A 12592-nucleotide genomic window follows, 5' to 3' on the forward strand; every position below is an offset into this window, starting at 1 on the left:
CGGATTTATTAAGCCATCGCGACTGCGGTTTACTATGTCACAGGATTATAGCGCGTATGAAGACGCGCTATCATCGGCGGAGATCATCGGCACAGAGACGCTCCCACATTCTTGGCGGGAGGCACCTCGTGCGTGGGGTAACGAATTACACAAGCTTGCTCCCTACGTTGGTGGGTTTCCACCCGCACTTGCGAACTATCTGCTTCAACAATATACTGACCCCGAGATGACGGTCCTTGATCCGTTTTCGGGCGGCGGCACGACTGCTCTTGAGGCTTCGCTTCTTGATCGCGATGTTCTGGCCAGTGATGTGTTCAGCTATGCGTGTACGCTCACTGGGGCAAAGACGCATCCTTTGACTGAAGACGAATTCGATGCGGCACTGAAACGGGTCAAGCGAGACGCAGATAATGTCAACCCAGATATGTTACCACCCGTGGATGAGGATGCAGCAATCTTTTTTCACGAGGACACACTTCAAGAACTGCGGCAATACCGAGCCGTTCTCAAAGAGGACACCAGTCGTGATGGCAGGTTTCTGAAGGCGGTGATATGTGGCATTCTTCACGGCCCATCAGAGCTATTTCTTTCAATTCAGACTCGCGATACGTTCTCTGGGAGTGCGAATTATGTTAAGGATTACAAGGAAAAACACGATCTAGAGGAAGTATATAAGCCAGTTGATGAGAAGGTCCGTGACAAGTTTAATCGACTCGTTGGTGCGCAATACCCTTCCGGGAGCACCCGAGTTGAGCAAGCTGATGCGACGTCGCTGCCATTTGAGGATGATACAGCTGACTTTGTATTGACGTCACCGCCGTACATGCATATGTTAGACTATTCATGGAATAATTGGCTTCGGCTGTGGTGGCTTGACGAGGATCGGTCGGCGGAGCAAGACTCGCTCAATCAGACATCCAAGGTAGAGTTGTTTCGGTCGTTCATGACCGATGTAATCGCGGAACTGGACCGTGTGTTAAAATCCGATGCGCGAGCTATCATCGTTATTGGTGACGTCCGTAAACATCGGCAGGGTGGCGCGAAGGTAGTCTATCCAGCTCGGATGATTGCTGCGGAGGCGAGTGAGTTTGGTTTCGAGGTTGAGCGGGTTATTGAGGACGATTACAACGTGGACAAGCGCTACTACACGCAATTGAACAATCTCCGGTGGGATGAGGAGGAAGAAGATGACGGGCAGGAGCTAATCGATCGAATTCTCGTGTTACGGAAGGGAGATCCCGGACCACAGGTAGAGGTAACGCCGGAGTGGAGCGACTGAACCCGTCATCGTGATCGTCACGCTGACCCAGTAGGCCAGTCAGCTACTCGACGAGCTCTCGTGTGGTGACAAATCCAACCTCTGTATTCAGCAGACCGATCATATCAACCCTAAGGCATGCGACACAGCTAGGGAAACAGTTGTTCTACTATGTCTCCACCACTGATGCACTAACACCCGGAACCTCAAACTTAACAGGCGCTTCCAACTCTTTATCGACCACTTCGTATACTTTCGAGTACGTCTCACCAGGCATCTCAAGTGAATCGTAATCCGCCAGTTTGCTCAGGTAGTCACAGACACGCCGCCACGTTACCGGACCCCGATTCCGCCCCTCTAAGATCGCGTCCTAGTGCTCGCGATAGGCGCCGCTCAACTCGTCACCGGTCACCGGTCCGATCGCACGCACGGGCTCGTATACGCGAAGGAGGATGACAACTACACATCACAGACTTGCATCGTACCAGAGAAAGTGGCCAGAAGGCCTTACTTTGCGCTGGAACTATCTTCTCGTTACGAGACTAACTATGAAACTCCGCCAACCAACTGACTTTCTTATCCTTGAGGCACTCGAAGACAAAGGTCGGAACGTCGCGACGAATTTGGCCTCCCACACGGGAAAGAGTCGCAAGAACATCAACACGCGATTGCCGGTGCTTGAAGACTACGGCCTCGTTCGGAAGATCGGCCCGGCAGAACGGTCCGGGTTGTACGAAATCACGTCCGACGGGAAGGCAGCACTCATCTATCAGGACCAGTACGACCAGGTGGACGACTTCGAGGGGCTCATTGAGGGACCCGGCACCACCGCCGACAACAGCAACGGCAATTCTCAAGCGAGTTTCGCCCGCGGCGAAGACGAAACCGAAGACACCTGAGCAGATCTGTTGAAGCTCTTGCACAGTGAGTGGCTCCAATCGAATCGCATCTGTGAATCGGCAGTGGAGTACAATAGACGAACGCTGACTTATCAGAGGCCTACGACCAGAATTGCACCATCTGCTCATTCTTAACACGACGATTGGGGCAGCAAATCAACACAGACAGTTATTCTGCGTATAGAATCCCCGGTACCACAAACTCAACCGGCGCTTCCAGTTCCTCGTCAACCACTTCGTACACTTTCGAGTTCGTCTCACCGGGCATCTCGAGTAAATCGTAATCCGCCAGTTTGCTCAGGTAGTCATAGACACGCCGCCACGTCACTGGACTCCGATTCTGCCCCTCAAAGATCGCGTCCTGGTGCTCGCGATAGGCAGCCTTCAGCTCGTCACCGGTCACCGGCCCGACTGCACGCACGAGCTCGTACACGCGAAGATACACTACAGGAAGACTCCGAAGATTCGCCTTCCGTATCTTCGTCTTCGCTCGCTCGAACGAATCCTGGACGTCCTCCTCTCGGAAACGATCGTGGTTGCGCTCCTCCGCCAACTCCGCAGCGGCAAGCACTGACTGGATCGCCCAGCGAGCCACCCCACCAGTCTCGTCGGCGATCCACTCCAACTGCTCGGTCGTCACCGGCCGCCCGACGAGGCCGTGTTCGACCCGCGGCTTGAGGATGTCGACGAGCTCGTCTTCGTGGTACTTCCGGAACTCGATCTGCGAATCCGCGGGGAAGTTCGCTTCGACGTCGTCGCCGAGGCGGGCAAGCCATTCGACCTGCTGGTGTGCGATCGCGATCACCGAGACCAGCTCGATCTCGAGCAGATCACCGAGGACGTCCAGGTCTGGAATGATGTCCGCCTCGTCGAGGATTACGACGTAGGGCTGGTCGGTGACCTCGGTGAGTATCTCCAGAAGGTCCGTGCGAGACTGATTCTGGTGGACAATGCCCGCACTCGGATGCTTGTAGACGGCCTCGTGGATGATCTCGTGGGAGGTCGCTCCGGAGCACTCGATCCCAACCGACTGGACGCTCGCCCGCTGGTAGAGATCGCGAAGGAGCCAGCGCGTCGTCGCCGTCTTCCCGACACCAGAGGGTCCGTAGATGAGAACGTCTTCGGCTCGTCGCCCACGGATAGCAGGCTCGAGGAGACGGGAAAGAGACCGAAGTTCCTCGTTCCGATGGAGAATCGCCGTCTGGTATTCATCGTCGAAGACCAACCGATTTCGAATCATACGTGACTGTTTCAGTGGGTGATACGAAAGTGCTGACGGGGGTCGTTTCGAAACACGTTGACGAGAGTTTCATAACACACATCAAAGAAAAATCCAGATATGTTGATGTGAATCGACGAAAATTCCTCCTTGGAAGCAGCGTTGCACTTACGTCCGCTTTAGCTGGTTGCGCTTCGGATGGAACTGAAGAAGTTGAGGGTGGAACACGAGACGAAAACGGAAACGCTGAATCTAACGAAAGTGCAGACATCGAGATTCTTGATAGCGAGCTTGTTATCGAAGCTGGCTCTTGGCCGACTGATGTCTATGTTGAAGTAACGGTCGAGAACAGCGGTGATGTCCCCAGTGGGGATATCAACCTCCAAGCGGACTGGTACGACGAAGATGGAAACTACCTTGATAACGACAACGCACGTCTAACAGCGCTCAAAGACGGTGAAACGTGGCTTGCACGTGTCTATTTCTTGGGCACCGATGCGGAGGATATTGAGGATTACGAGCTCGAGGGAGAGTTTAGCGAAGACGACTACGAACCGACAGAGGGTCTATCACTCGCTAACAGCAACATGGAGGTGCAGGGTGACGAACTGACCGTTGAAGGCGAGGTCGAAAACAACACTGGCGAGGAACAGTCGTACGTTGAGGTGGTTGCGACAATCTATGATGAGGACGGGAACGTTCTTGGAGATCAGTGGACCAATGTAACCGATCTCCGCGACGGTGAAACGTGGGCCTTTGACTTTGATTACTTCTCGCGGGACGTCCGTAACCGCGCCCAGGACGCAGCAGACCACGAGATTCTGGTCAAGGGTTCTGCCTGGTAGCACCCGCGCGCCTTTTTGAGTTCTTAGTCTTCTCGGCCAATCTCAGAATGAACCAGATACGTGTTTAGTGGATTGTATACCGCTAATTGGTGAGTTTTCGATATCCGCTTCCGCCCGCAATGAGCATTCCTAGACCAGCAAACACCGTCACGTAAACGCCCATGGCAGAGACTCCAGTGACGTGGTAGAACCCTACGAACGTGATGATCGCCCCGCCAATGATTCCCACCAGCATTAATCGCTTCTCGTTGTCAGAAAACCACACTATGGCAAGGACGAGAGCGGCGACAATGAGTGAGATGACTCCGTCTCCTTCGAAGCCAAGTACTGACGTCCCCAAAATCGTATACCACGGAAGGAACGCACCAGCAATCGCGACAACTGCCGTTAGAAGAATCCCTTTGTATTCGGTGTCAATATCGACCTCTTCATTCGAAGTACCTTGACCAACTACCGCTTCTGTAGGACCTGTATCATTAGTCTCCATACCGACAGTCATCAATTAAAAATATAATTGTTCTTGCCGGCTTGTGGTGGCTGTTGTACAGACCTGCTGAGAGCATAGTCACTCTCACATGCAACGTTGCAGCCAAAGCCAGCGATGACCCCACGTAATCTTTCTCGCAAATCTCCGATTAGTCGACGGTTTGGTTACCCCATTATATCTGGCATTTCAATAACAACATCTTTGCTTTCACCTTCCGCTAGGGAGATCTCCTTTTCAGCTTCAGTTGTGTTACCCATACCATCGTCGTAGAAAACTTCGATTGTATAGTCTCCAGGTCCTAACTCATCAACAGCGAAACTGCCACTAGCTCCATCCGTATCTTCAACATCTGCCGTCGCAACGACGTCGCCATCTTCTCCGATAAATTCTACTGGGTCAAACCCTGTTGGGCCTAGATTTCCAAAACCTTCGTGGTCAATCGTTCCACTCACACTTGCAGGATCGGGTTCTGGCGGTTCTGGTTCTGGTGCGGGTTCTGGCCCTTCTTCTTCGATGCCAGTCGTAATACGCAAATTCCCAAACCCGTCACTGCTGTCGCTCAATTCCCCATCTGTATCGTCAACTTGGACACCCAACCAGATGTGCTGCCCAGGCTCGAGTTGGTCACCGCTGTCAGCAGCGGAGTCACTAATGAAGAAGTCAACATTTTCATTCACATCATCGTGATCAAGCTGGACTCCGACTGTTTCTGTTCCCTGGTTTGTGATCTGTACAATGTCAGAGATCGTTGTTACCGCGTATTCGTTGAGGCCTTGACCCCCTGCTTCTGTACCGCTGCCACCGCCAATGTCGATCGTCAAGCGGCTGTTGTCGGTATCATCCGTGACGTAGGTGTCGTCACCTGAGAGGCCTAGATAGGCTTCCGAGTCACCCTCGAATTCGACGGTAACCTCTCGGTGAGCCTCAACGCTACTGAACGCGCCTGTTCCAAATGCTGCTGCGCTGCCTGTAGCCAGTGCACCCATTCCGAGTACGAATTTGCGACGTTGCATAGTTGTTGTCTCCAGCATCGACCCCGCTTTCGATCAGCGGCTGATTGATGCCTGTTTGCCCCCAAATCCAGAATCCTGTATTGTAGTTAGGTGATTGACTAGTTTCGACGAGAGGTTGACTAGTAGTCAACAAGGGCCACACCAGTTCGATTTACGATTCCTCAGGATCGCAATGAACTTGGTCGGGTTTGGCGATCGCAGAGCTCCGTACTACCCAAATCTCGTGCCCGAAGCCTACAGCTATGCAGACACCCACCCGACATGCATCACGTGATGCTACTCGATACCCTCGACGAGCTCCTGGTTGGAACAGGAAACTGCTGAAACGTGCGCGTAGAATACGGTTGCCAGCAGGGCAGTGGGAAAACTGCTGGCAACCCGCTGCTTGCGATCTGTACCAGAGACGATCGCAAACGCGTGCATCCGTCCGAAGCTGTTAGGTAAGTTGGTTGTTCCAGGCAGAGGCAGGACGTGTTCCATCGACCCCCTGGGTCTGAAGGGGTATCGGAGGTCGATGGAATCTGTGGTCCAGAGAACGTATGTTTAAACCCTAAGGGCCGAGATATAGGGATGGTTCCAGAACTACCCTTGTGGGATTGAAGCGAGGATATCCGAATCGATCACGAAGGAACCGAGTACAGTTCCAGAACTACCCTTGTGGGATTGAAGCGTCCGTAGCCGTTCGGAAGGACGACGAGGGCCAGGAGTTCCAGAACTACCCTTGTGGGATTGAAGCTTCCGTGTCAACGTCGTCGTCATCGTCGTCATCGTGTTCCAGAACTACCCTTGTGGGATTGAAGCCTGGTACGACATGAACTCTTGCACCAGACTCGTGTTCGTTCCAGAACTACCCTTGTGGGATTGAAGCTCCGTTCGAAGTGCGGAACGAGAGCTGGTCCATCATCGTTCCAGAACTACCCTTGTGGGATTGAAGCCCTCTGAGCCAACTCAAATCACCGATCCCGAAGAAATGTTCCAGAACTACCCTTGTGGGATTGAAGCTTCCGCTCTGAGGACCTGTGGGGGCTCCTGTACGTGTTCCAGAACTACCCTTGTGGGATTGAAGCCGTCTTCGACGCCGATGAATCCAGGCCCGTCTAAGTGGGTTCCAGAACTACCCTTGTGGGATTGAAGCGCGGCTGACAGCGACGAGTACATCACGCACACGTTGTTCCAGAACTACCCTTGTGGGATTGAAGCGTCGTGCTCGCGGCGAGCGCGATCTCGGTCGGCGGTTCCAGAACTACCCTTGTGGGATTGAAGCGCAATCTTCGCTGCCCTTGCAGTCTACACCCGCACGTTCCAGAACTACCCTTGTGGGCTCGAAGCGTCAGTCTCGTGTAGGTGTCGCAGGACGCGCAGCGGTTTTCAGAACTACCCTTGTTGGCTTGAAGCACGATGACAGACAACGACGAGAAAGTTAAATTCAGCCAGTCCCAGAACTACCCTTGTGGGCTTGAAGCCGGATCTGTTCCTCTTGCTCGCTACTGAACGCGTTTGTTCCAGAACTACCCTTGTGGGCTCGAAGCGAGCAGGACCGTCGCGGCACCGAGATCAATATGCACGGTTCCAGTATTACCCTTGTAGGCTCGAAGCCACTCGGTCCGTCCTTCCGATGGCTTCCGAACTCCAGTTTCAGAACCACCCTTGTAGGCTCGAAGCATCCTCTACGACGGCCTCCCACCGAAGATCATCCTGTTCCAGTACTACCCTTGTAGGCTCGAAGCTTCAAATCGGAGAACGCCGTCTACGACGTTGAGGGTTCCAGTACTACCCTTGTAGGCTCGAAGCCACGGGTACCGTGTGCGTGACGAAGCGAAGGAAACGGTTCCAGTACTACCCTTGTAGGCTCGAAGCCTTCGTTTCCGGCCCGGCCACCGCTTCGGCTTCCCCGTTCCAGTACTACCCTTGTAGGCTCGAAGCCTCCCGCCGCTGGCGATCATCGTTGCGTTGCTCCGGTTCCAGTACTACCCTTGTAGGCTCGAAGCGCCCGCGTCGGCACTGCCGAGATCATCGACGACAGGTTCCCAGTACTACCTTTGTAGGCTCGAAGCGTCCCACCCGATTCGTTCCCAATAGAACAAATGGCCCGTTCCAGTACTACCCTTGTAGGCTCGAAGCAACAAGGCCGTCTTCGTGGTCGGACGCTCCGGTGTGTTCCAGTACTACCCTTGTAGGCTCGAAGCATCGCGTGTGAGCGCGTCTCCCTCGTCTGTTCGGACCGTTCCAGTACTACCCTTGTAGGCTCGAAGCAGACGCAACTCGACGGCACCACGCGGACGACGCCGGTTTCCAGTACTACCCTTGTAGGCTTGAAGCAGATCAAACTCAACCTCGACCTCGCCGCCAGTGTCAGTTTCAGAACCACCCTTGTGGGCTTGAAGTGGGTTCTCTCTTCAGCGACTTCTCCAATCATTTGCTGTTCAAAATCCCCTTGTGGCCAGAGGCCACGAACACCCGGCGTGACTTCCAGCCATGATAATGTCAACCTCTTCCACGGTGTCCACGGCATGATGCTCCACGAGACCCTCGACGAGCTTCTGGTCGGAACAAGCAAGTGCTGAAACAGACGCGTAGAATACGGTTGCCAGCAGGGCAGTGGGTGAACTGCTGGCAATCCGATGCTTGTGGCCTGTCCCAGAGACGGCCACAAGCTCACTCATCTTGGTGATGACGTGCATCCGTCCGAAGACGTCGGAACGGCGAGGAAGCTGTCTCGTCGGGGAATTTTCGTTCTGGCAACGACAATCCTCGATGACTTCCTCGCCAATATACTGGTTAGTGTGCGTGTGTATCAACTTGTTGGCTGGTCAAATAATAATCAGTGAGGATAGGTGATGGTTATCCAACCATCTAATCTAACACTATTTTTTGTACATAGTTCTATTTCGAAGGCGATTCCATGGTTGTTTACCAATATCATCATTGCACTTACGTGTTATCGGATAGATGGGCAACTGCGGGGGAACATCCACCACCGGTCGTTCGCAAGCGACCAGCCTGTCCAAAGGCCAGACCCCCCGCCTTTAGACAGTCCCGTGATGGACCCATCCACACCACCTGCCCCCGCCTCGGCCCTCCAATAGGGCCGTTTTGCTAGAGACCGTTCGTAGACTGGCTCCGAGTACGTAGCCACTTTTCGTCGCGACAAGTAGGCTACCGCCGACCGGATCCGGAGACCGACATACTCACACCTGTCCTCCGCAGTACACATTGGTATGACCCAGCTCTACGATCGGCTTCGAACCGCTCCGCAGACAGACGTCGATCTGAGCAACCTCAATTTTGAGGAGCGCCAGGAGGCACGCCAGATCTCGGTCACGCGCACGAGCGATACAACAAATATTGGTCCCTCGGGTGATTTCACAACCGTCTACTATCTTGCAGGCGACGAGAAGCCAGCAGCCGCGCTGTTCGTCGATGAAAACCGCTCAGAGTTAGATGCGGTTGCTTTCTCGAAGAAGAACATCGTGCAGACAAACGTCCCGCGGCCAGTCTATGACTGGATTCTTCACTCGCTTGGCGAGCGAGAGCTAGAGAAACACGAGTCGGTCGTCCTCGAGGAACGCCCCGACGGTCCACACTGGGTGATCGACCGTCAGCGCTACGACGAGTCCCCAAATCGGCGCTACACCACGACAGAACAGCGCGCGGCACGCATTGATGGCTGTTCGATTGATGAACTCTACGAAGCGTTCGACGAAGAGATTCGAGAATCGGACCTCAGAGAGCATGCGGCCGTCATGGGAAACGTCCGCTATATCCTCGAATACTTCCGAACAGCAGACCGATTCGAGTGCGTGCCGGTGTCTGCCGATGGTGAGATGGCAGTTCGGAAAGCAGCGTAACGGAACGCAGGAGATCGGTCTCACTCTCACTTTGAGAGTGTAGTTCACTTCGAAAGCCCCGGCGGGGGAGGATGAAAAGCACTCAGTCCCTACCCGGGTGCTGCCCGTCTCCCCGCATCGCGGCTATTACAAGACAACGTGGTACACATTCCGCGTAAGCACGCGTGCATGTGTGTGGGGTAACCCACAGTCAGTATTCGGCAGTGGATTCACTAATATGTTGCGTTGAGCGGTTGTAACGCACACTGACTTGCCATGTGGTATAGACTCTCTTGGTTTCGCGAATTCCGTATCAAACTAGAAGACTTATTACAGACAACCCAAAATGAACCAGATACCCCTACACCGGGAGTCCATCACAGGTCTCCAATCGCGTGGTCGTATGGATCGCGTGATCGGCCGCTGTGGTGGTCCGCCCTAGCATAGACAAGCAACTAGCAGACAACAACAACAATACAATATGACAAGCAATACGACCTTCCGCGAAAAGGGACGCGCAGTGTTCCTGGCCGCGCTTATGGTTCTGTCCGTTGTCGCCATGTCCGCCACGTTTGCGGGCGCAGCGGCAGCGTTCAACAGCGACACGTACGACGAAGGTCCAACCATCACGTCTAGCGAAAATCTCGATGACGTATGGGTTGGCCAAGAAATCACACTTGTAGATGATGACTGGGACGGTGACTTCGTCTCCATCGCCGAAGGCCCTGAGACGACCGGAGAGGATCCGGATACGGTAACGACCGTTGGCTTCGACGATGATGAGGTTACCTTCAACACCGAAGAGCTGGTAGAGGGCGAAATCTACCACATCTACGCTCACGGTGACACGACAGAAACGTTCGAGTTTGAAGATGACGCATTCGAAGCAACGAGTGAGAACCTCGATGTTTCCTTCGAGAGTGACACCGTTGCTGAGGACGGCACCCTCGACCTCGAGGTTTCGTCTGACCGTCCTGAGCAGTCCCTGAACATTTCGTCGGACGACTTCGATGCTGACGAACTTGACGACATCTTCAACAGCGAGGACGTCGATGTCTACGATCACGGTGACGAGGATGTCATCACGCTCAAGACTGTCGAAGACGACGACGAAATTCCGGCTAACTTCCTGGATGTCGAAAGTGGCGAATACGAGTTCGAGTTTGACGTGACGGACTCAATCGACTCCGACAACGCAACCATCGAAGTTCGCGACTCTGACGCAGACCGCGAATTCGTCAACGGACCGTACACCCAGCAGCAGGGTGACGAGTTCAACATCACCGTCGACCACGACGACACCAATGATGCGTTCGTGACGATCGGTGACTACGAGGACGCTGGCTACGAGGTCGGCCTCTTCGTTGAAGACACTGAAGGCGATCACGACGAGATCAACATCACGTTCAACGCCCACGAAGCAGGCCAGGGTGACGAATACGACGCGATCAGCGCTCAGCAGGAAGACGTTAACCTCGAGATCGCGTACATGCAGGTCGTCGATAGCGACACCATCCACATTAACGATGATTACTTCGACGAGTCCGACCTGGACTCTGAATATGATACCGTCGAAGATGACATCACTGACAGCAGTGCGACCCCGACCGCCACGCTCGACAACCCACTAGCAGCAACGGACTACGAACTGAACGTCGGTGACGGCTACGAAGTCGACGACGGTGCCGTCGAATTCACCGACCGCAGTGACAGTTCGTTCATCAACCTCGAACCAGTCGGTGCGCCTGGTGACGTCACCACGCACACCGCACCTGAAGACGACAGCATGAGCGACCTCGACGACTTCGAGGACGCCACGGTCACTGCAACTGACTCGTTCGCTGAGGACGACTACCTGCTCCTGACCGTTGAAGACGCCGGTCTGACTGGTGCCTTCCCAAGTGACGACGACGTCTCGGTTGGAGCAAACACTGACGATGACGAGGGACTGTCCGCGCTGGACATTGAACTCGAAATCGAGCAGACTGACGTTGCTTCCAACCTCGGAGACGAAGTCTGGAACACGTCTGACGAAGCCGATAACGACCTTGAAGTCTCCCTCGTCAACGGCGGAGACTACGATGGCGAACTGCTGATCTTCAACATCGACACCGAGTTCGACGAAGGTGACTACGAGTGGACGCTCTTGTTCGATGAGGGTGACTACATCGACGAAGATGAAGAAGTCGAAATTGAAGGCGAGTTCGCTGTTGAAGAGCGTGACGTTACGCTCAACGCAGTCGACGAAGTTCCAAACGTTGACGGCGCCGAACTGAGCGGCGACACCAACGTTGCACCAGGTACGGAGATTGACATGGTCTCCTCCGCAACTGGTGAATTCGTCCTGACCGACGACCCAGTCGTTGCTGACGACTACTCCTTCACGGGTGCGTTCGACTTCAGCGACTACGAGCCTGGCATCGAATTCGACGTTGAGGCCGAAGAGCCAGAGGGTGCTTCGGATGACTTCACCGCCGAACTCGTCGACGGTGACGGTCCTGTCATCAACGTTGACACCGACGCACCAGACGAAGTGAAGGTTGGTGACGACGCAACCCTCGACGTGACCATCTCGAACAACGGTGGCGCAACCGCTGAAGACGTCGAAATCGGCGTTGTCATCGATGGCGAGAACGTCGACGAAGACACCGAGTCGCTCGATGCTGACGAGTCGTGGACCAGCAGCTACGACATCCCAACTGACGTCGCAGGTGACGTCGAATGGAGTGTCACTGCTGACGACGCCGAAGACGACGGTGTGACCACCGTCTCCGAGAAGGACGACACTGACGACGACAAGTCCGACGACGACAAGTCCGACGACGACGGTGCTGACGACGACGGCGCAGCCGACGACGGCGCAGCCGCCGACGACGGTACTGACGACGGCGAAACCGACGACGACGGTTCGCCCGGCTTCGGTGTTGCTGTCGCACTCGCAGCACTCCTCGGCGCTGCAATGCTGGCTCTGCGCAAGCAGAACTAAGCTGAGCAGCTCCCCACACTAACTACCGGACTTCGTCCGGCTTTGCCGCACCTCGATT

9 protein-coding genes are annotated in these 12592 nt (G+C 54.6%); 5 read left to right on the forward strand and 4 right to left on the reverse strand.

Annotation, left to right across the window (positions count from 1 at the left end; all coding sequences use genetic code 11):
* Positions 1–34: 34 nt before the first annotated feature.
* Entirely contained in the window at positions 35–1279 is a 1245-nt protein-coding gene (locus NMAG_RS07775; protein WP_004217489.1) for a DNA methyltransferase, read from the forward strand.
* A 527-nt stretch (positions 1280–1806) separates the two neighbouring features.
* Entirely contained in the window at positions 1807–2157 is a 351-nt protein-coding gene (locus tag NMAG_RS07780; protein WP_004217490.1) for a winged helix-turn-helix domain-containing protein, read from the forward strand.
* Positions 2158–2326: 169 nt separating this feature from the next.
* On the opposite strand, the gene NMAG_RS07785 is transcribed toward NMAG_RS07780, so the two are convergent.
* A complete protein-coding gene (locus tag NMAG_RS07785) occupies positions 2327–3397 on the reverse strand; it encodes a Cdc6/Cdc18 family protein (RefSeq protein ID WP_004217491.1) in 1071 nt (356 codons plus the stop codon).
* A gap of 14 nt (positions 3398–3411) precedes the next feature.
* Here NMAG_RS07785 and NMAG_RS07790 point away from each other — a divergent pair, with 14 nt between their 5' ends.
* Entirely contained in the window at positions 3412–4221 is an 810-nt protein-coding gene (locus NMAG_RS07790) for an FxLYD domain-containing protein (RefSeq protein ID WP_004217492.1), read from the forward strand.
* Positions 4222–4303: 82 nt separating this feature from the next.
* Here the strand turns inward: NMAG_RS07790 and NMAG_RS07795 are convergent, their stop codons facing one another.
* From NMAG_RS07795 to NMAG_RS07805, 3 genes are all read right to left on the reverse strand, one after another.
* A complete protein-coding gene (locus tag NMAG_RS07795; RefSeq protein WP_004217493.1) occupies positions 4304–4708 on the reverse strand; it encodes a hypothetical protein in 405 nt (134 codons plus the stop codon).
* Positions 4709–4872: 164 nt separating this feature from the next.
* Positions 4873–5721 carry a hypothetical protein gene (locus NMAG_RS07800; protein ID WP_237076826.1) on the reverse strand — a complete coding sequence of 283 codons (849 nt, stop codon included), beginning with the start codon at positions 5719–5721 and terminating at the stop codon, positions 4873–4875.
* A gap of 2423 nt (positions 5722–8144) precedes the next feature.
* Positions 8145–8402: a hypothetical protein gene (locus NMAG_RS07805; RefSeq protein ID WP_004217498.1), complete on the reverse strand. Its 258-nt coding sequence runs from the start codon at positions 8400–8402 to the stop codon at positions 8145–8147.
* Between the two features lie 537 nt (positions 8403–8939).
* Between NMAG_RS07805 and NMAG_RS07810 the strand changes: the two genes are divergently transcribed.
* Together NMAG_RS07810 and NMAG_RS07815 are read left to right on the forward strand one after the other, a co-directional pair.
* Positions 8940–9569: a hypothetical protein gene (locus NMAG_RS07810; RefSeq protein WP_004217500.1), complete on the forward strand. Its 630-nt coding sequence runs from the start codon at positions 8940–8942 to the stop codon at positions 9567–9569.
* Positions 9570–10029: 460 nt separating this feature from the next.
* Positions 10030–12534: a BGTF surface domain-containing protein gene (locus NMAG_RS07815; RefSeq protein WP_004217501.1), complete on the forward strand. Its 2505-nt coding sequence runs from the start codon at positions 10030–10032 to the stop codon at positions 12532–12534.
* The last annotated feature ends 58 nt before the right edge of the window (positions 12535–12592 follow it).

The sequence above is a fragment of the Natrialba magadii ATCC 43099 genome (genome assembly GCF_000025625.1).
Taxonomy (GTDB): Archaea; Halobacteriota; Halobacteria; order Halobacteriales; family Natrialbaceae; genus Natrialba; species Natrialba magadii.